Origin of the sequence: Rhodococcus sp. 14-2483-1-1, from assembly GCF_002259335.1 — a bacterium.
GTDB lineage: Bacteria > Actinomycetota > Actinomycetes > Mycobacteriales > Mycobacteriaceae > Rhodococcoides.
This window is the reverse complement of record NZ_NPFX01000022.1, coordinates 60,249-79,368: the sequence shown is the minus strand read 5'-3', so window position 1 is coordinate 79,368 and position 19,120 is coordinate 60,249. Positions and strand designations below refer to the sequence as shown.

Below are 19,120 nucleotides of genomic sequence, written 5' to 3'. Positions count from 1 at the left end.
ATCGGAGCAGCTATGACCCATTTCGACACGATCGTGGTGGGAGCCGGAATATCCGGTGCTACCGCAGCCAGGATTCTGCATCGTACGGGTCGGCGAGTCGTCGTTCTCGAGGCTCGCGATCGCGTGGGCGGTCGTGTGTGGACGGTGCGCGGCGACGGCGACACCCTCGACGTCGGTGCGTCCTGGATTCACGGGATCGACAACAACCCCGTCGCCGACGCTACGCGCGCTTTCGGTATGAGCACAGCGGAGTTCACCGTGGGCAGCTATCAACCGGATGGTCGACCCATCGCGTACTACTCCCCCACCGGTGCCAGGTTGAGCGAGTCAGCCGCCGCACGGTTCACCGCCGACGTTCACGACTTCGACGAACGGTTTGCCAGGACCGTTGCCGAGTCCCCTCCACGGACGTCGTTCGGTGATGCGGTGGAAGCGACTCTGACTCGACTGAATTGGGACATCGATCGCCTGGACCGAGTGCGCGAATTTCTCGGCCACCGAGCCGAGGAACAGCTGGGGGTAGCCCAGGGGGATCTCGACGCACACGGTTTGGACGACGACGCCATCGACGGCGACGAAGTTGTGTTTCCCGACGGCTACGACGAACTCGCCGTCTGTCTCACCGAGGGATTGGACGTTCGACTCGAACATGAGGTCACGCAGGTCCGCTGGGGCGACGAGGGAGTGGTCGTGACAACCGCAGAAGGCTCCTTCTCGGCTGATCGCGCCGTGGTGACAGTACCGATCGGAGTACTGAAGTCGCCGAAATTCACCGTCGAACCTCCGCTACCGGAACCTGTCTCGGTTGCTCTCCATCGGCTCGAAATGAACGCCTTCGAGAAAGTGTTCCTCCGATTCCCGGTGAAGTTCTGGGACGAGAACGTCTACGCAATACGGCAGCAGGGCGAAGCCGGGCGCTGGTGGCACTCGTGGTACGACGTGACCCAGCCGAATGGCAGGCCCACGCTGTTGACCTTCGCCGCGGGTCCCTGTGCACAGCAGACCCGACATTGGTCGGACGAACGTATCGGGGACTCGATTGTCCACACGTTGCGTGGCATATACGGCGACCGAGTCGTCCCGCCGGACCGTGTGTATGTCACACGGTGGCAGGACGATCCGTTCTCGTATGGTTCCTACTCCTACATGACGGTCGGTTCGCAGACGCGTGACCACGACGATCTCGCCACGCCCATCGGCGGCGTACTGCATCTCGCGGGTGAGGCCACCTGGACCGATGACCCGGCAACGGTCACCGCAGCAATGAAGTCAGGACATCGCGCCGCAGAACGCATTCTGGGCCGCACCGTTCCGTTCAGCCACGTCTGGAGCCGGTCGGACAGGTAAGAAGTCTCGCAAAAATCGGGCGCTATGGGTCGTTCGCGCCGAGTTGTCGGCTGTCGAGAACCGAGTTCGGCCGATTCCACCCCCCGAAACCGTGCACCGGGATTAGCATAGCGATTTCATCCAGGCGGATGACCCGTTCCAAGAGCTCGCCGCCATCCCCTGGTCGGTGCTGATGCGACGTTGTCGTCCGCCTCGGCGGGTACAGGGGTGGGGAATGGTTTCGGACGTCATCGACTGCAAGGTTGTGTTCGCACACGACGTCGAGCAGGTATGCGAGGTCTTGAGCGCGGTCGAGCTGTTCCCACGCTACTTCCCCGGTCTCGAATACTGCACGTTGCGTGACACCGCCACCGGGTATCGATGCGGCGTCGGCGGCGTCGAGCACAACCTCGAGTTCGTCGTGAACCGGCGCAATCAACCGATCATCACCATCGAGCACGTCGAGTCCGGTGGCTTCATCAGATTCACCCTCACCAGACGATCGGCCGGCGAGACGAAGATCGATGTCACCGTATTCAAGGCTGGTCTCGGCGGCGCATATGCACCCCAGCCCGAACACAACCGCGCGGTCGTCGACTGGGTCATGGGAGGCCTTCGCAGACTGGAGAATTCTCTTTCCGGCACCGCTGACTCCATTGTCTCGAACAGCGGCGACTCCCGGTCGCTGCAATTGGCGATCCTGAAGACGATGGTGGGAACGGGCGTCGTCCGTGCCGCACGTCCCGACCGCGCGTACCGGCAGTTGAACTCGCTGGCGAAGTGGGGCTTCACATTGGGAGGCGGATTCGCGGCCGCTACGGCGAAGTCACCGGACGAGATAGCCGTTGTCGACGACCGAGGGACCCGTACGTTCGCGGAGATCCACCACCGGTCACACCGCATCGCAGCAGGTCTCGATGCATCGGGGATTCGTCCCGGGACTACGGTCGGAATTCTGGCCCGTAACCACTCGGCCATGATCGAATGTACTGTCGCGTGCGGCATGCTCGGAGTCGAGGTCGTGCTTCTCAACACCGGCCTCGCGGCGCGTCAGATCGAGACGATTGCCGCCCGCCATGAGCTCCGAATGCTGTTCGTCGACGACGAATTCGACTCGATGGTTCGCTACTTGCCTGACGACGTCACCCGAGTCAGTCTCTCTTCTCATACCGCCGTTCCGCGGCGGCGCACCCTCGAGCATTTCGTCGCACCGCCGTCCGCCACCTTCGCACGGCCGGATCGCCCTGGGTCGGTCGTCGTGTTGACATCAGGGACCAGCGGGTCGCCCAAGGGCGCGCTCCGTCCCACCCCGAGGGGTTTCGGCACCATCGCCGCCATGTTGTCTCGGATGCCTCTCAAGACGAACGAGCGGATGCTCATAGCAGCACCCATGTTTCACAGCTGGGGGCTCGCAGCCTTGCAGATCAGCACTTCGTTGCGAGCCACGGTGGTGCTCCAGGATCGATTCGATGCCGAAGACTGCCTGCGTGCAGTCGAGGAGAATCGATGCACCTCGTTGATAGCCGTACCCATCATGCTGCAACGAATACTCGATCTGCCCGAATCTGTGCGATCCCGTTACGACACCTCCAGCCTGCGCGTCGTCGCCTGCAGCGGTTCGGCGTTGACCGCGTCGACAGTCAGCCGGTTCATGAACGTCTTCGGCGACATTCTCTACAACTTCTACGGGTCCACCGAGGTCTCGTGGGCCACGATCGCCACACCCGATGACCTGCGCGCGTCACCTGGCACCGCCGGACGTCCGCCGCTCGGCACGACCATCGCTGTGCTCGACGCCGAGGGCATCGCCGTGCCGGTGGGAAGCCTCGGCCGCATTTTCGTCGGTAACGACATGCTGTTCGACGGTTACACCAACGCCGAACCTCCGCCCACCGCGTCTGCACGTGGAGCCGCGCTGATGGACACCGGAGATCTCGGGTACATCGACTGCAACGGGCGGTTGTTCGTGTGCGGTAGGGACGACGAGATGATCATCTCAGGTGGCGAGAACGTCTTTCCGGGACCGGTCGAGGATGCGATTGCCAACCTCCCTCAGGTCGGCGAGGTCGCAGTTGTCGGTGTGCCCGACAGCGAGTACGGACAACGTCTTGCAGCCTTCGTCGTCGGCCGCGGTGCGGCAGGCCTCGACGCAGACATGGTGCGTGCCTACATTCGAAACCGGCTGAGCCGGTTCTGCGTTCCTCGAGACATCACGTTCCTCGACGAACTCCCCCGCACTGCGACCGGCAAGGTCATCAAGAGAATGCTGATCGAACCCCCGACCGCCGCCGGAATGTGAACCGGTCCTCGTTTCTCACTCGACAGCCCGAGCTGCGATGTCCCACAGGCGCTCGGCTGCATCGGAATCGAGGGCGTACGAGGCAACGGAATCGACCAGTTCGGCGATATCGGCGGGTCTACGATCGACCGGTCTCGCCTCCTGATTGTCGTTGAAGTATCGGCCTCCGATGCCCGCGAGGTGCGGGTTGGTAGCGAGCAACACCGACGTCGACGCACCTTGCGCTGGAGTCTTCTGCAACTCGACGGGTGTCGCGAGTTTTCCACCGACATGGCGTTGCAGAGACGTCGCGATCGCTCCTGGGTTCAATGTGTTGACGGTGATTCCATCGTTCCCCCACCGTGCCGATGCGGCGACTCCGAACAGAACGACGGCAGTCTTCGATTGACCGTAGGCCTGCACAGGATCATAGGGACGGAAGCGGAAGTTGATGTCGCCGAACACCACTGGCGAGAACAGGTGGCCTGACGACGACACCGACACCACGCGCGCGCCGTCCGCACGCGCCAACGCGTCGTGGAGTCCGGTCGTGAGCGCAAAGTGACCGAGGAAGTTGGTCGCGAACTGCCTCTCCCACCCACTGCCGTCGACGGTCAGTTCCTGGACGGCCATGACACCTGCGTTGTTGACCAGCACGTCGAGAGGCTCGTCCCATTCTTCGACGAACGTTCTCACCGATGCGAAATCGGTCAGTTCGAGCCGACGCACGTCGATCCGCAAATTCCCCGTGTCGGCGGTGATCTCGGCTGCAACCCTGCTTCCGGTCGAGACGTCACGGACTGCGAGGGTGACGGCGGCTCCGCGTCGAGCAAGCGTCCTACTCGTCTCGATCCCGATCCCCGACGCTCCGCCGGTGACGATCACGCGCGCCCCAGTCAGGTCGATGCCTTCGCTGACCTCGTCGGCAGTGGTGTGTGCACCGAACGGTGTGACGATTCTGTTCCCCATGTCGACGCTCCTTGTTCTTCGAGCGCGCGTCGTGCGGCTCCGTTCCAGGGTCGGGCACGTCGACGAGGAATCACGAGCCCTCCTTGTCCTGGGTCTGCGCGGGCTACTCATCGGGTAGCGCGCGGCTCTACGGTGGAGAGATGGACAACCACCAGGCGCTCGGTGAGTACCTTCGGGCGCGTCGCGAGCAACTCGCACCCGAGGACGTCGGCATCGTCGGTGGCGGCAGACGACGTGTTCGTGGACTGCGCCGGGAGGAGGTGGCCCTGCTCGCGGGGATCAGCGCCGACTATTACGTGCGACTCGAGCAGGGACGCAACCAAACCCCGTCGTCTCAGGTGCTCGACGCGCTCGCCGCGGTACTTCGTCTCGACGTCGACAGCACTGCGTATCTTCACACTCTCGCCGGTCCCCCGAGCTCGGCCCGCCGCCCGGCCCGAAGAATCGAGAGAGTACCCGCCAGAACCTTGCAATTCCTCGACGCGTTGCCGATGCCTGCGGTGATTCACGATCGCCGCTTCACAGTACTGGCCGCGAATATGATGGGAAAGACTTTGTCTCCCAACAACTCCCCCGGAACCAACCTGCTCCGCGCGGCATTTCTCGACGCCACCGAGCGTCAATTGCACCGCGATTGGAATCGCGTCACGACCGACGCGGTGGCGGGGATCCGGGCTGCGTCGTCCGCGCAGTTCGACGATGAAGTTCTGGTCGACCTGGTCCGTGAACTGTCCGCCGAGAGTGAGGTCTTCCGCCGGTTGTGGGCGCGCCATGATGTGCACCTGAGAACGGGCGGCACCAGTCTTCTCGACCATCCCGAGGTCGGCCACCTCGACCTCCACCACGAAAAGCTGACCATCGCAGGAACCGACGGACAGACCCTTGTGGTGTACCACGCAGAACCCGGAAGCCCGTCCGCCGAAGCACTGCAGCTTCTCGGCAACCTCGCCGCCGCCGAACAGCGGTAACCGATCGCTTCTCCCCGACGCTTGGGTACTATCTCAGTTGTTTGACTATTCAAAATCTGAGACTGTTTGCCGGAGTCAGCAATGACGCGAGTTCTCCGCACAGCCGATACGGGAGGGACGCGAATCGCCATGCCTCAGCAATCCGAAGAGCCTCACGGAAAGAAATCGACCCAGGAACGCCGCGAGCACTCGTCCTTTCTCCAACTCTTCCTCGAAGCCACACGTGACGACGAACCATCCGGCGACAACGAATCCGTGCAGAGCGACGCATCGACCGGTCGTCGCTGATCGGATCGGCAGTGTTCTCGCCCCCAACAGATCCGCAGACGTTTGACAGCGGCGCGATCATGCCCGACGGTGGGGAGTACGGACGAACAGGGGACACCCATGGACACTGCATTGGCTCTGGTCGGCGTGGTCTCAGTTCTTGTTTTCTTCGTGGTGATCGCGCGCTTCGTTCGCTCCAGGATGCGTACCGGACGCTTTCACGGAATCGAAAGCGCTGTCGGCGGTTCGGCGTTCATGGGAGCGACACGCAAGCCGGGAATTACACCGCCCGATCACGGCAATCCCCGCCCGGGCACAGGTCGACCCGAGGCGGCGCCGGCGCAGGTCAGTCCTATGGAATGACACCGTCGCCAGAGCCGATCCGAGAACAATGGATTCGCAAACTGCAAGTGTGCAAACATGTTTCATGAACTCAGCCTCCACAGCTTCAGCCCGCAGGCGTGTTCGATACTCCACCCCTTCGTCGATAGGACAAGGGTCGCGGCCGAACCGAAACCTCGCCGGTCTGCGCCTGACATGATCTGACGACACCACGGCAGACGAAAGGCAGCAGCATGATCGACGACCAGTTCTCCACTGAGAACAGAGGCCCGCGCTTCCAGGACGGACTCGACATTCGGCAAGACGTGATGGGTGAAGAGTTCGTCGAGCGGGCCTTCGCCGATGCCGAGAACACCGACTCCGCCGCACTTCAGGATTTCGTCACCGACACGGTGTGGGGAGGTGTGTGGACGCGCCCCGGACTCGATCACCGCAGCCGCAGTCTGCTCAATCTCGGAATCCTCATCGCGTTGCGCGCGCACGAGGAACTTGCAGGCCACGTGCGCGGAGCGCTTCGCAACGGCCTCACCAGAACGGAAATCACCGAGACCGTCATTCACACAGCGGGCTACTGCGGAGCACCGGCCGCGCTCGCTGCGATGCGCGTCGTACAGAAAGTGCTCGACGCCGAACTGGGACCACTCGGTCCGGCACGTGGGTCGAACGACCGATGACGGCACATACTTTCGCTTAAGATGTTGCGATTCGACGCGGTCCAGGGAGCATGATGTCCGACATTCGAGTGGTGATCGCAGACGACGACGTACTACTGCGTGAGGGCATGTCCAGCCTGCTCACCGAGGCGGGTCTGAGCGTCGTCGGCCGAGCCGGCGATGCCGAGGAACTGCTGGCGCTGCTCGCTCGAGACCAACCCGACCTGGCGATCATCGACATCAGGATGCCACCGTCGTACACCGCCGAGGGGCTCGACGCGGCATTGCGTATTCGGTCCGAATTCCCGGACGTGGCGCTGTTGCTGCTGTCCGCACACGTCGAGGTCGACCACGCACTCGAGCTTCTCGACAGCGGACACAACGGCGCGAAGGGCATCGGATATCTACTCAAGAGCAGGGTGACCGATGTGGCCGATTTCGTCTCGACGATCGATCGCGTCGCTGCCGGCGCATCGGTGATCGATCCGGCGCTGGTCTACGAGTTGGTGGCGGCAAAGCGTCGCGGAGACCCGTTGGGCGCATTGAGTACTCGCGAACGCGACGTACTGACGTTGATGGCCGAGGGACTGTCGAATTCCGGCATCGGTAAGCGTCTGTGGATCACAGAGGGAACCGTCGAGAAACATGTGCGCAGCATCCTCACCAAACTGGATCTGGCGGAGACTGCCGACGACCATCGTCGGGTACGGGCAGTGATCCTCTACCTCGACACCGTCGGATGACACCCGGTCATGGGCGCAGCATGGTGTCGATGGCGGCGGCCGAGAGTTCGAACTTGGGAAGGAACCCGACAGCCGAGCTCGTTTCCACCAGGTCCACGAAGTCGTCCTCGTCGTGCGTGGAGACCAGAATAATGGCCGGCTTCGGTGTCAGTGGTACCGAATCGAGCGCTTCGACGACGTCGAAGCCGCTGTCGGTGCCGAGATCTATATCGACCAGTACGAGACTGGGGTGTGTCGACTGCGCGGCGCGAACTGCGTCCAGCAATGTCGATGCCGTTCCGACCACGACGATGCCCGCCGATTCGAGCAGCCGACTCGCAGCGACGCAGTACGCGTCGCTGTCGTCGACTATCAAACACCGCAGGCTGGAAGACATCACTCCATCGAGGGTGTCAGAAATCGCGGGGCCCGGCATTCCAGCTAACGGTACTATCGCCCCCCGGATTCGGCGATGACCGCCGACGCCGCACTCCGCGACCGACTCACGACGCTCATTCTGCGACCGAGCTCGCCCCCGGTTGTGTGGGGAGCGGTGCTGGCCGTTGCTTTGATCGGGGCCGAGGTATTCATCGTGCTGCTCCTCAAACGGGTCGCTCCAGAGAACGCCTTCGGAGCCGTCTTTCTGTTCGGCGTTCTGGTGGTGTCGGCGGGTTGGGGCTTCCGATTGTCGATAGCGACGTCAGTGGCAAGCGCTGCCGCTTACGCATACATCCACGTCATCGAGAGCAGTGAAAGCCTCGTCCCCGCGGTCATCGTTTTTCTTGCGTTGGCTCTGCTCACCAATATGCTCGTCGGTCAATCACGTTTGCGTGCAGCCGAATCCGATCAACGACGCTGCGAAGCAGACCTGCTCGCGTTGTTCGCGCGGACGATGTTGCGCTCGGACTACACACCCCAGATGCTCGACGCCGCCAGCAGCCGACTGGCTGCCGTACTCGACCTGCCCTACGCGGCGTTGGGATCCGAAGACGCTCCCGTGTCGTCGGACCAGGAGAAGATCCTGATGCACGACGGGCCGGTCGTGACTGCGTCCCTCGTCGTACCCGCGAATCTGGACCCGACGGCGTCTCGCCGTATCCGTCGGGTCGTGCCATCGATCGAGGCTCTGTTGGCCGCCGCGCGCGAGCGGCAGGACATGCACGGCCGTACCGTTGCGCTTGCACGACAACAAACTTCGCTGCGAAGAGTTGCCACCTTGGTCGCGCTTCGAGCCGAGCCCGACGATGTGTTCGCGGCCGTCGCGCACGAACTGGCCGACGGTCTCGACAACGAACACGTCTGTGTGGTGCGGTACGCACAGGGTTACTACACGATCGTGGCCCACCACGACGATGTCGAACACTCACTGACCGTCGGCGACCAGCTGCCGCTCGGTGGACGCAATGTCGCCACCATCGTTGCGGAGACGGGCCGGCCCGCTGCTATCGACTTCACCACTGCGACAGGAGACATCGCGGTTCGGCTGGAAGGTCGAGGAATTCTGCAGTCCGAGGGCGTACCGATCTCCGTGGACGGGGCCACGTGGGGAGCGATCGTAGTCGGCACCACCACCGTTCGGCACTTCGTGGGCGACGGTGTGCGAGATCGATTGACCGACTTCGCCGATCTCATCGCCACCGCCGTGTACAACCACGACACACGGCTGCAGCTGACCCGGTCCCGATCTCGTGTCGTCGCCGCGGCAGACCAGGCACGACGCGGCATCGAACGTGACCTGCACGACGGCGCACAGCAACGAATAGTCTCGTTGGGAATGGAGCTGCGGGTTGCTCAGGCTGCGGTTCCCGGTCACCTCGGCGAATTGCGAGACAGCTTGGACCGCAGTGTCGAAACTCTGGCTCAGGTGCATACGGACTTGCGAGAGCTCTCGCGCGGCATCCACCCCGCGATACTCTCCCGCGGTGGATTGGCCCCTGCGCTGAAGACCCTGGCGCGGCGCAGCCCTGTGCCGGTTTCCCTCACCACCGACATCCCCTCTCGCCTGCACGAATCCGTGGAGGTAGCGGCGTACTACGTTGTCGCCGAGGCGTTGACGAACACTGCCAAGTACGCCGACGCAACGGATGTAGAGATCACAGCGCGCGTGATCGACGAGAACCTCGAACTCACGGTGGTCGACGACGGTCGGGGTGGTGCGGATCCGAACACAGGGTCCGGTCTGATCGGCCTGCAGGATCGGGTGGCCGCGGTCGGTGGAGCTCTGACCATCACCAGTCCGCCCGGTGTCGGCACCGTGCTCTCGGTGCGGATCGGCCTCACTACCGGGTAGCCGGTAGTGCCGACGCCGGTATCCACTCCCCCGAGTTGGACGCCAGCAGCGACGCTTTCGATGCAGCCTCGGACGAATGTAGTCGGTACCCCGAAGGAACACCGACACGCAGGAGCACACCATGCCGTACATCACCACCACCGACGGAACCCAGATCTACTACACCGAGCAGGGCACCGGAAAGCCCGTGCTGCTCAGTCACGGTTGGCCGTTGTCCTCGGACGCATGGCAGCTCGAACTCAAACTGCTCGCCGACGCCGGCTACCGCGCCATTGCCCATGATCGCCGCGGACACGGGAGGTCGTCCAAGACATCCCTCGGCAACGACATGGACACGTACGCACAGGACCTCGCCGAGCTGGTCGACGCACTCGACTTACAGGAGCTCACCCTCATCGGCCACTCGACCGGTGGCGGCGAGGTGGTGCGCTACGCCGCACAGCACGGTGGCAGTCGCGTTGCTCGCATCATCACCGCAGGCGCAGTTCCTCCCATCATGGTGAAGTCGGAATCGAACCCGGAGGGCACCCCGATCGACGCCCTCGACGATATCCGCAACGGCGTTCTCACCGACCGCTCGCAGTTCTACAGGGATCTGGCCGATCCGTTCTTCGGAGCCAACCGTGAGGGCTCGAACGTCTCGCAGGGAGCCAAGGACGACTTCTGGCGTCAGGGCATGCTGGTGAATCTGTCCGCTGCCTACGACTGTGTGAAGGCCTTCTCGGAGACCGACTTCACCGAGGATCTCAAAGCGCTCACCGTTCCGATGTTCATTGCGCAGGGTGACGACGACCAGATCGTTCCGATCGCCGCGGCAGCACTGAAGACTGTCGAGCTCGTCAAGGACGGCACCCTCAAGGTCTACCCCGGCGCACCGCACGGGATCTACGGCGACTACCAGAAGGCCCTGGACGCAGACATTCTCGAGTTCATCGCGAAGTAGACACAGCCGCCCCAGGTGGCGACCACTGTCGCCACCTGGTTCCAACTCGGAAAGAGAGCGAAGACAGTGAACACGATTGCTGGTACATCGGCATGGGCTCCGCTACGAAACACCATGTACCGCAGCCTGTTCATCGCGCAGTTGGTCTCCAACATCGGTGGGTGGATGCAGACCGTCGGTGCCCAGTGGTTTCTGGTCGAGCGAGAAGCGTCGACCACTGTCATCGCCGCCGTGCAAACGGCCAGTCTGCTCCCCACCCTGCTGTTGGCCCTGTTGGCCGGGGCGTTGGCGGATGCGCTCGATCGCCGGGTCCTCCTGATCGTCGTCGGATTCGCCTCGATGCTCACCGCAGGCATTCTCACCGCACTCGCGTGGACCGACACCTTGTCGCCGTGGGGACTGCTCACGTGCACGTTCGTTCTTGGTTGCTGGTCGTCTCTGTCCGCTCCTGCATGGCAAGCGATCCAGCCGGAATTGGTTCCTCGTGAGCAGATTCCGACGGCGTCCGCGCTGGGCGGCGTCACCGTGAACGGTGCGAGAGCGATCGGGCCGGCACTCGCCGGAGTCCTCGTGGCCGTCGCCGGTCCGACGTTCGTGTTCGCCATCAACGCGGTGTCCTTCCTCGCCACGCTGGGTGTCTTGATCGCGTGGAAGCGCCCCCGCAACGTCGTCGTGGATCGGGAGGGTTTGGCAGAGTCGATCGTCTCCGGGGTGCGCTACATCCGATCCGGTCCGGTGATTCGGCGAATCATCCTGCGCTCGGCTCTGTTCGCATTTCCGGCGTCCGCGCTGTGGGCGCTTCTACCGTCGGCATCGTCGGCGGTCCTCGGGCTCGGGGCCGTCGGGTACGGCGTCCTGTTGGGTGTCCTGGGTGTCGGAGCCATCATGGGCGTCGCGCTGACGCCCATGATGAGAAAGACCTTCGGAGCGAACACACTTCTCATCGGTTCTGCCGTCGGGTACGCCGTCGGGATTGCGGCAGTTGCGTGGCTGCCGTTGTGGTCGGTGGTTCCGGCGCTGCTGCTCTCGGGCATCGCGTGGATCACTACCTTGACCGCACTGAACGCATCGATCCAACTGTCGCTTGCGTCCTGGGTGCGTGCTCGCGGTATGTCGGTGTACCTGCTGGTGTTCATGGGCGCGCAGGCTGTCGGCTCGCTGGCGTGGGGCTGGCTGGCGTCGAGAATCGGCATAGTGGATGCACTGGCGGTGGCGGTCGGTGTACTCGTCGTGGTGGCGGCCAGTGTCGGGGTGCTCCCCTTGCACCCCGAGACGGGGACTCTCGACCGAGCTGTCTCCGTTGCATGGCCCACCCCGACGGTCCTGCTCGAACCCGTGCCCGAGGACGGTCCGGTGCGCGTCACCATCACCTATCGAGTCGCGAAAGACGCTGTCAGCGAGTTCATCTCGTCGATGGCACCGGTGGGCGCTGCACGGAAACGAACGGGCGCGTATTCCTGGAACCTGTACCGCAGCCTGGACGTGGCCGACACGATGGTCGAGCAATTCACCATCCCGTCTTGGAACCAGTATCGGCGTCAACGAGAAGAGCGATGGACCGGATCCGACCACGACGTGATGCAGAACGCGTTGACTCATGTGGTCGGGGGCGACACCCAGAGCGAAACACACGACATCGCGATTCCAGTGCGAACCGGAACTTCGGGGTGGCACCGGCGGTAGCCGATCGCGTGTCGCACCGGTGCGACTGCGATGAATCTCGAATGTCCGGTCCGTGAAATTTCGTAACTCATTAGTAACGCCTGCGCTATTGCTGCAGGTCATAGCGTGACATATGTTCTCCAATGTTAAGTACGGACAGTGTCCGATCTAATTGGGAGCGACATGACAGAAGCAACATCTCACCAATCTCTGAACACCAACTCGATCGGCCTCGTCCAAGGAGTGTTCCAAGCACTCACTCATATGGGACCGGCATCGGGAGTGGCGTCGTCGCTGCTGATTGCAGTGTCGTTCGCCGGACCTGCGACACCTCTGGCTGTTCTACTCGCCCTGGTCGTCGTACTCCTCGTTGGCGTAGCCGTCGGCTCGTTGGCCCGCGTGTTCAGTTCTGCAGGCGGCTTGGCGGATTACGTCGAACAGTGTCTCGGGCGCCGCGCAGGCACCTTCGTCGGGTGGCTCTACGCACCGCTCGAGCTCATGATCTCCCCTATCGTCTTCGTGTTCTTCGGCCAATTCGCGTCGGGAACGATCAATTCGTCGCTGGGTGTGAACATCCCCTGGTGGGCCTTCGTCATCCCTGCCGCACTACTGGTTTGCTTCCTGAACGTGCGCGGGGTCAAACAGTCGACTGCCACCGGTGTCGTGTTCGGAATCGCGGAGATCGGCATCATCGCCGTGCTGGCGGTATGGATGATCGTCGACGGAGGCGACCAGAACACCCTCGCCGTCTTCGATCCGTCCAATGCCCTCGAACCCGGCTGGTCCGGCATCTTCAAGGCCGTGGTGTTCTCGATTCTGGCATTCCAGGGATTCGAGACCGCCGCACCACTCGCCGAGGAAACGAAGGACGCTCGCCGAACCATTCCCCGCACGATCATGTACTCCGCGTTGGCATGCGGTTTGTTCTACTTCCTGTGCTCCTACAGCGCAGTGATCGGTTGGGGTCCGAACAACATGGCCGACTTCGCTTCCGCAGACAGCCCGTGGATCGATCTGGCGCACAAGTTCTGGGGTCCACTCTGGGTGCTCGTACTGTTCGCCCTGGTCAACAGTTTCATCGGAAATGCGAATGCCGGGACCATCGCCGCCTCCCGAATCGTGTTCGCGTTCGGCCGAATGGGTCGACTACCCGCTCGATTCGGTCGAACTCATCCCACCCACGCGACACCGACTTTCGCCATCTACTTCCAAACCGGCCTGACCATCGTCGTTGCGCTGGTGCTCGGACTGGCGCTCGGTCCGGTGGCCGCCTTCAGCGTGCTCGGGGCCATGATCACGGTCTTTGCTATCATCATCTACATCATGACCTGCATTGCATGCATCGCGTACCACACCCGCGATCGTGCATCGCGAGGCACCAATCTCGTTGTCCACGTGGTTCTGCCGTCCCTCGCGGTTCTCATCCTGCTCGCACCGCTCTACTACCAGTTCTTCCCGTGGCCGTCGTATCCGGGCAATCTGGGGAACATCGCGGCCATCTGCGTGGTCACCGCCGCTGCAGTAGCTGCATTCCTCTCCACCGGGCCGACTGCGGTCGAGGGGCCAGTCGTCGAACCTCTCGCGGTCGATTCGAGGGACCGCGGGTGAGCACAGCTCCGTTGTTCGACAGTCCGCAGCGTGCGAGAGTGCGCAACCGACGTTCGATTCTCGATGTGGTGCACAGTAATCGCGGCATCACCAGAACGCAGTTGGGCTCGATCATCAAGCTGTCCAAGACTTCCATCAAGGAGATCTGCGACGACCTGATCGCCGAGGGTCTGCTCGAGGAATTCCAGCCCAAATCCGCGGAGCGTCAACAGGGCCGTCCTGCACTCTCTTTGAGAGTCACCACGCATCACGGAGTGTTACTGGGGATCGATATCGGTGCCGACAAGGTGAGCGCGCGCTCATCCACCTTCGCCGGCGATGTACTCGACTCTTCCGAGGTACGGACTCGCCGCGAAAAGCCCGATAGGGCTTACCTTCTCGGACTGGTCGAGCAGGCCGTGTCGGCAATCCGCCCCACCGGTGGCGGTACTGCCGAACAGTTCCACACTGTCGTCGTCAGCACCCCCGGCGTGGTGGATCCGCAGACGAATGTCGTCAGCCTGGCTCCGCAGATCGCCGGGTGGGACGGACTCGACCTTCGTGCTGCTGTGGCCGAGTGGATCGGATGCGATCCGACAAGGGTGTTCGTCGAACGTCAGACGGACCTGTCGGTACTCGCGGAATCCATTGCGGGAGCCGCGAAAGGGATCGATACCGTCCTGTACGTCCATCTCGGGATCGGCATCGGCGGTGGAATCATCGTGCGAGGCGAGTTGAGTCGAGGTGCGTCCGGCGCAGCAGGCGAGCTCGGCTATCTACCGCTCAGCTTCGGCGACGAACCACCCGCAGGCAGCCGGATAGGTGCCTGGGAATGGGCCGCGGGTGGTCGTGCGTGGGCAAGACACGGCCGTGCCGCAGCAATGGAGCCCGGTGGCGCTCGGTTGCTGGAATTGGCAGACGGTGACGCCGACAGTGTCGACGCCGAACTGATCTTCCGCGGCGTTCGCGAAGGTGATACCGCCTCTGTGGATGTCTTCGACCGAATGGCCTATCGAATAGCGGCCGGTATCGCTGCGGCCGTATGCGTCATCAATCCCGAACGCGTTCTCGTTGCCGGTGGATTGTCCAAAGGCGGAGAGCTGCTGCTTGATTCGCTACGAGACGATCTGAGCGCACTCGTTCCTATCATGCCGGACATCCAGCTGGCGACGTTCGGCGGCGACGGCGGCGTTGTCGGCGCGCTACACAAGGCAACTGCACGCGCGTTCGACGCGCTCAATCCCCTGCCCTGATCCAGGGCTTTCGTTCACAGGGCGGGCACGATGCCTGCCCACATCATTCGTATTCATCGAAGGAGAACTGCTGTGCAAAAAATCTCGAAATCGTCCCTGCTCGAATGGTGCTCTGTACCTGCGTCCGAGTTGGAGAATCACCCCGACCGTCGGGTTCCCTTCCGCATGGTCGAGGACTCGAATGCCATGGGTCGCATCATGGCTCAGGAATTCGTCGATTCCGTCGTGGCCGCACAACAGGGCGGCCGCTCGTATCGAGTGATCCTCCCGTGTGGACCGACCGCGTGGATGGCACCGTTCGCTCAGATGGTCAACAGCGGCAGGGTGAACCTCCACAATCTGGAGGTGTTCCACATGGACGAGTGCCTCGACTGGCAGGGCCAGGAGGTGCCCTCGAATCACCCCTACAACTTCCGAGGCACGATGGAACGCGACTTCTACGGCGCGATCGACAGTGACCTCCGTCCACCGATCGAGCAGCGTCACTGGCTCAACCCGGATACTCTGCTGCGCGTCTCGGCGGCACTCATCGCCGAGCCTGCGGACCTGGCGTACGGCGGATGGGGACAGGACGGCCATGTCGCCTACAACCAAGCTCGACGCAATGCATTCAGCGAAATCAGCGTCGACGACCTGAAGAATTCCGTGGCACGCATTCAGGACAACAACGTGGATACCATCATCGCGCTCTCACAGCGCACGCTCGGTGGCGCGTATCAGTTCGTGCCGCCCATGTCCGTGACACTGGGTATGCGAGAGATACTCGCCGCACGCAAGATTCGACTGTTCAGCGACACAGGTGCGTGGAAGCAGACCGCATTGCGAGTAGCCCTGTTCTCCGATCGGACACCCGAATATCCGGTCACCCTGCTCCAGGACCACCCCGATGCCCTCCTGACTGCCACCGTCGCAACCGCGGAGCACGTCATCTCGTTGAACCCGGCGTGGGACCTTTCCCAGTGACCGGCGAACAGCTACATCCCTACGACATCGTCATCGGCACAGGCGGTTTGGGAACGGGCACGTCGTTGGCGCTCGAGGGCAATCACACCCTCGGGCGCGAGGAGAGCAGAACCGTCCGGATGCTCGATGTGCAGGACCGGTGCAAGCTGCACATCATCACCCATTACATCGCTCGGCTGGCACCCGCGTCTCTTCGCGTCGTGCCGGTCGGGCGGGTCGGCAACGACGCGATGGGCCACTCCGTCGTAGCAGAGCTCTCCGCCGAGGGAATGGACGTCGCTCACGTCGGCGTCGACGACAACCGTCCGACGTTGCATTCCGTCTGCTTCGGCTATCCCGACGGCGACGGTGGAAACCTCACCGTCGGCGACTCGGCCAGCTCCGCCGTCACCTCGGCGGACATAGAGTCCGCAGAAGCGCTCTTCGCAGAGCACGCAGGGCGCGGCATCGCCCTGGCAGCGCCCGAGGTCACCCTCGACGCCCGTATTGCGCTGTTACGCAGCGCCACTCGACATGGATTTCTTCGATTCGCCTCCTTCCTGTCCGGAGAGATCCGGCAGGCGGCAGCCGACGGAGTACTCGATCTCGTCGATGTGCTGGCGATCAACATCGACGAGGCTGCAGCACTGTCCGATCACAGTGCACCGGCCGATCCGCAGCGTGCCGTCGATCGAGCCTGCACCGATCTTCGGCACGCCAATCCGAATCTGAGGTTCTGTATCACCGCAGGCCGGGCCGGTAGCTGGGTGTGGGATGGCGACACCCTTCATCACCAGAAGCCCGTCACCGTAGAAGCATCCAACACCGCTGGTGCGGGAGACGCACACCTCGGTGGACTCATTCTTGGGTCTGCAGCAGGCCTCGATCTCGTCACCGCGAACGAGGTGGCCACGGCGCTGTCTGCACTGAGCGTGACCAGTGCAGACACCATCAATACCCAGATCGACCACGACCTGCTCGCAACGTTCGCGCGGCGTCGAGGACTGTCGGGGACCGACCGCCTGGGCACAGTTTTCGGCGGCGCGGCGGTTGTCCGATGAGCACTGTCGAGCTGCGGCCGTTCGCGCGTACTCGTGACGGACGCACGGTGCAGCGCGCTGTCCTGTGCAACGACCGTGGAATGACGGCGTCGATCCTGTCCTACGGTGGGATTCTGCATACTCTCGAGGTTCCCGACCGGGACGGTGAGACCGCCAATGTCGTCCTCGGTTTCGCGGATCTGGGGAGCTACGAGGCGTCGAATACGTACTTCGGCGCTCTGATCGGGCGCTACGCCAACCGAATTCTCGATGCGAATTTCGCGGTGGGCGATGCGACCTACACACTCGATCGAAACGATGAGTTCGGGACGGTGCACGGCGGCAGCGGCGGTTTCGACCGTCTGGTCTGGGACATGGAGGCAATCGGCAGTTCCGAAGCGGTCGGAGTTCGATTGTCGACCGTCAGCCCGGATGGGGACAACGGTTTTCCCGGAAACCTCACCGTCGAGGTGGCGTACGAACTCATCCGTGAACGCAACTCTCTGCGAGTGACCTACACGGCCACCACCGACGCACCGACGGTGGTCAACATGACCGGTCACAGCTATTTCAACCTTGCCGGCGAAGGCGCGGGAAGTGTGCTGGACCACCTGCTCAAGGTGGAGGCCGACGCGTTCCTCCCGGTGACGTCACAGTTGGTACCGACCGGCGAATTCGCCGCCGTCGAGAACACTCCGTTCGACTTCCGCGAGTCACGGCTCATCGGAGATCGGATCCGGGACAACCACGAGCAGCTGGTTCTCGGTCGAGGGTACGACCACAATTATGTGCTGAGGAAGGAGTACTCCGCCAACGCCTTCGAGTGTGCGGCAGAACTTGTCGAGCCGATTTCGGGTCGAGTTCTGGCGGTGTGGACCACAGAACCGGGACTCGACGTCTACACGGGCAACTTCCTCGATGCATCCCTGGTGGGCACCAGCGGTCGCATCTATCGTCAAGGAGATGCGATTGCGTTGGAGCCTGAGCATTTCACCGACTCGCCCAACCGCCCCGAATTCCCCTCCGTCGAGCTGTATCCCGGTGAGACCTACCGAAGTGCGACCGAGTACCAGTTCGGCATCGTGGAATCGGAGGACGTGGAATCGGAGGACGTGGAAACAGGAGGCGCGGCATGACGATCGACGCGAACATCGCATCCGCGCGGCTGCGTGTGGCGGAGCTGCACGCCGAGCTGGTCCGAAACGAGCTCGTGGTGTGGACCGGCGGCAATGTGTCCGAACGGGTGGTCGGCGGCGACCTGATGGTGATCAAGCCCAGCGGCGTCGCATACGACGACCTGGGCCCCGAGGACATGATTCTGTGCACCCTGGACGGGGAGGTGGTCCCGGATTCGATTGGCTCACACAGGAACCCGTCGAGCGATACCGCGGCGCACGCCTACGTGTATCGGAACATGCCCGATGTCGGCGGGGTGGTGCACACGCACTCCACCTATGCAGTCGCGTGGTCGGCGTTGGGCATTCAAATACCGTGCTGTATCACCGCAATGGCCGACGAATTCGGTGGGCCGATTCCGATCGGTCCGTTCGCCGTCATCGGTGACGATTCGATCGGTCGCGGGATCGTCGACACTCTCCGCGGCCATCGCAGCCGCGCCGTGCTGATGGCCAATCACGGGCCGTTCACGATCGGGACCGATTCGCGTGATGCGGTGAAGGCGGCGGTGATGGTCGAGGATGTCGCCAAGGCGATGTACGTAGCTCGCCAGCTCGGCGATCCCGACCCGATTCCGCAGGAGTCCATCGATCGACTCTTCGCCAGGTACCAGGGTGTGTACGGACAGCCCGATGCGGAAGCGGATCAGGGTGTACAGCCGAGCTAGAACACCGAGATTATTCTACGAAGATCGGGTACACC

The 19,120-nt window shown here is 62.9% G+C and carries 17 protein-coding genes; 15 read left to right on the top strand and 2 right to left on the bottom strand.

The genetic code is table 11. From position 1 onward, the window contains the following. Positions 1 to 12 precede the first annotated feature (12 nt). Both CH294_RS21440 and CH294_RS21435 read left to right on the top strand, forming a co-directional pair. Positions 13 to 1,347: an NAD(P)/FAD-dependent oxidoreductase gene (locus CH294_RS21440; protein WP_094739045.1), complete on the top strand. Its 1,335-nt coding sequence runs from the start codon at positions 13 to 15 to the stop codon at positions 1,345 to 1,347. 214 nt (positions 1,348 to 1,561) lie between these two features. Then, a complete protein-coding gene (locus CH294_RS21435) occupies positions 1,562 to 3,625 on the top strand; it encodes an AMP-binding protein (RefSeq protein ID WP_094739044.1) in 2,064 nt (687 codons plus the stop codon). Between the two features lie 15 nt (positions 3,626 to 3,640). Here the strand turns inward: CH294_RS21435 and CH294_RS21430 are convergent, their stop codons facing one another. After that, positions 3,641 to 4,573: an SDR family NAD(P)-dependent oxidoreductase gene (locus CH294_RS21430; protein WP_094739043.1), complete on the bottom strand. Its 933-nt coding sequence runs from the start codon at positions 4,571 to 4,573 to the stop codon at positions 3,641 to 3,643. A 140-nt stretch (positions 4,574 to 4,713) separates the two neighbouring features. Between CH294_RS21430 and CH294_RS21425 the strand changes: the two genes are divergently transcribed. The 4 genes from CH294_RS21425 to CH294_RS21410 all read left to right on the top strand — a co-directional run bounded on the left by CH294_RS21425 (position 4,714) and on the right by CH294_RS21410 (position 7,546). After that, positions 4,714 to 5,541: a helix-turn-helix transcriptional regulator gene (locus CH294_RS21425; protein ID WP_094739042.1), complete on the top strand. Its 828-nt coding sequence runs from the start codon at positions 4,714 to 4,716 to the stop codon at positions 5,539 to 5,541. A 387-nt stretch (positions 5,542 to 5,928) separates the two neighbouring features. Next, positions 5,929 to 6,171: a hypothetical protein gene (locus CH294_RS21420; RefSeq protein ID WP_094739041.1), complete on the top strand. Its 243-nt coding sequence runs from the start codon at positions 5,929 to 5,931 to the stop codon at positions 6,169 to 6,171. Between the two features lie 212 nt (positions 6,172 to 6,383). After that, positions 6,384 to 6,824 carry a carboxymuconolactone decarboxylase family protein gene (locus CH294_RS21415; protein WP_094739040.1) on the top strand — a complete coding sequence of 147 codons (441 nt, stop codon included), beginning with the start codon at positions 6,384 to 6,386 and terminating at the stop codon, positions 6,822 to 6,824. 53 nt (positions 6,825 to 6,877) lie between these two features. Then, the gene (locus CH294_RS21410; RefSeq protein ID WP_094739161.1) at positions 6,878 to 7,546 is read left to right on the top strand and encodes a response regulator transcription factor; all 669 of its coding nucleotides are present in this window, start codon (positions 6,878 to 6,880) and stop codon (positions 7,544 to 7,546) included. 7 nt (positions 7,547 to 7,553) lie between these two features. Here CH294_RS21410 and CH294_RS21405 read toward each other — a convergent pair whose 3' ends face one another. After that, on the bottom strand, positions 7,554 to 7,922 hold the full coding sequence (locus CH294_RS21405) for a response regulator (protein WP_249305460.1): 369 nt from the start codon (positions 7,920 to 7,922) through the stop codon (positions 7,554 to 7,556). Between the two features lie 75 nt (positions 7,923 to 7,997). Between CH294_RS21405 and CH294_RS21400 the strand changes: the two genes are divergently transcribed. The 9 genes from CH294_RS21400 to CH294_RS21360 all read left to right on the top strand — a co-directional run bounded on the left by CH294_RS21400 (position 7,998) and on the right by CH294_RS21360 (position 19,085). Continuing rightward, positions 7,998 to 9,815 carry a histidine kinase gene (locus CH294_RS21400; RefSeq protein ID WP_094739038.1) on the top strand — a complete coding sequence of 606 codons (1,818 nt, stop codon included), beginning with the start codon at positions 7,998 to 8,000 and terminating at the stop codon, positions 9,813 to 9,815. A gap of 121 nt (positions 9,816 to 9,936) precedes the next feature. Continuing rightward, the gene (locus CH294_RS21395) at positions 9,937 to 10,758 is read left to right on the top strand and encodes an alpha/beta hydrolase (RefSeq protein ID WP_094739037.1); all 822 of its coding nucleotides are present in this window, start codon (positions 9,937 to 9,939) and stop codon (positions 10,756 to 10,758) included. 66 nt (positions 10,759 to 10,824) lie between these two features. Next, a complete protein-coding gene (locus CH294_RS21390; protein ID WP_094739160.1) occupies positions 10,825 to 12,441 on the top strand; it encodes an MFS transporter in 1,617 nt (538 codons plus the stop codon). A gap of 162 nt (positions 12,442 to 12,603) precedes the next feature. Beyond that, complete coding sequence (locus CH294_RS21385) at positions 12,604 to 14,028, top strand: APC family permease (protein WP_094739036.1); 1,425 nt, start codon at positions 12,604 to 12,606, stop codon at positions 14,026 to 14,028. Further along, entirely contained in the window at positions 14,025 to 15,260 is a 1,236-nt protein-coding gene (locus tag CH294_RS21380; protein ID WP_170944811.1) for an ROK family protein, read from the top strand. The genes CH294_RS21385 and CH294_RS21380 overlap by 4 nt, the downstream gene beginning before the upstream one ends. Before the next feature lie 72 nt (positions 15,261 to 15,332). After that, the gene (locus CH294_RS21375) at positions 15,333 to 16,223 is read left to right on the top strand and encodes a hypothetical protein (protein ID WP_212709821.1); all 891 of its coding nucleotides are present in this window, start codon (positions 15,333 to 15,335) and stop codon (positions 16,221 to 16,223) included. Then, complete coding sequence (locus CH294_RS21370) at positions 16,220 to 17,263, top strand: carbohydrate kinase family protein (protein ID WP_094739034.1); 1,044 nt, start codon at positions 16,220 to 16,222, stop codon at positions 17,261 to 17,263. Before CH294_RS21375 ends, CH294_RS21370 begins: the two co-directional genes overlap by 4 nt. Then, positions 17,260 to 18,378 (top strand): aldose epimerase family protein, encoded by a 1,119-nt coding sequence (locus tag CH294_RS21365; protein ID WP_094739033.1) that lies wholly within the window; start codon positions 17,260 to 17,262, stop codon positions 18,376 to 18,378. The genes CH294_RS21370 and CH294_RS21365 overlap by 4 nt, the downstream gene beginning before the upstream one ends. Continuing rightward, complete coding sequence (locus CH294_RS21360; RefSeq protein ID WP_094739032.1) at positions 18,375 to 19,085, top strand: L-ribulose-5-phosphate 4-epimerase; 711 nt, start codon at positions 18,375 to 18,377, stop codon at positions 19,083 to 19,085. Before CH294_RS21365 ends, CH294_RS21360 begins: the two co-directional genes overlap by 4 nt. The last annotated feature ends 35 nt before the right edge of the window (positions 19,086 to 19,120 follow it).

What these genes read in the sequence shown, in the direction of transcription:
- CH294_RS21395 (WP_094739037.1), top strand. Translation starts at nt 9,937, where the DNA reads ATGCCGTACATCACCACCACCGACGGAACCCAGATCTACTACACCGAG.
- CH294_RS21365 (WP_094739033.1), top strand. Translation starts at nt 17,260, where the DNA reads ATGAGCACTGTCGAGCTGCGGCCGTTCGCGCGTACTCGTGACGGACGC.
- CH294_RS21440 (WP_094739045.1), top strand. Translation starts at nt 13, where the DNA reads ATGACCCATTTCGACACGATCGTGGTGGGAGCCGGAATATCCGGTGCT.
- CH294_RS21405 (WP_249305460.1), bottom strand. Translation starts at nt 7,922, where the DNA reads ATGTCTTCCAGCCTGCGGTGTTTGATAGTCGACGACAGCGACGCGTAC.
- CH294_RS21430 (WP_094739043.1), bottom strand. Translation starts at nt 4,573, where the DNA reads ATGGGGAACAGAATCGTCACACCGTTCGGTGCACACACCACTGCCGAC.
- CH294_RS21385 (WP_094739036.1), top strand. Translation starts at nt 12,604, where the DNA reads ATGACAGAAGCAACATCTCACCAATCTCTGAACACCAACTCGATCGGC.
- CH294_RS21360 (WP_094739032.1), top strand. Translation starts at nt 18,375, where the DNA reads ATGACGATCGACGCGAACATCGCATCCGCGCGGCTGCGTGTGGCGGAG.
- CH294_RS21425 (WP_094739042.1), top strand. Translation starts at nt 4,714, where the DNA reads ATGGACAACCACCAGGCGCTCGGTGAGTACCTTCGGGCGCGTCGCGAG.
- CH294_RS21415 (WP_094739040.1), top strand. Translation starts at nt 6,384, where the DNA reads ATGATCGACGACCAGTTCTCCACTGAGAACAGAGGCCCGCGCTTCCAG.
- CH294_RS21435 (WP_094739044.1), top strand. Translation starts at nt 1,562, where the DNA reads ATGGTTTCGGACGTCATCGACTGCAAGGTTGTGTTCGCACACGACGTC.
- CH294_RS21420 (WP_094739041.1), top strand. Translation starts at nt 5,929, where the DNA reads ATGGACACTGCATTGGCTCTGGTCGGCGTGGTCTCAGTTCTTGTTTTC.
- CH294_RS21400 (WP_094739038.1), top strand. Translation starts at nt 7,998, where the DNA reads ATGACCGCCGACGCCGCACTCCGCGACCGACTCACGACGCTCATTCTG.
- CH294_RS21410 (WP_094739161.1), top strand. Translation starts at nt 6,878, where the DNA reads ATGTCCGACATTCGAGTGGTGATCGCAGACGACGACGTACTACTGCGT.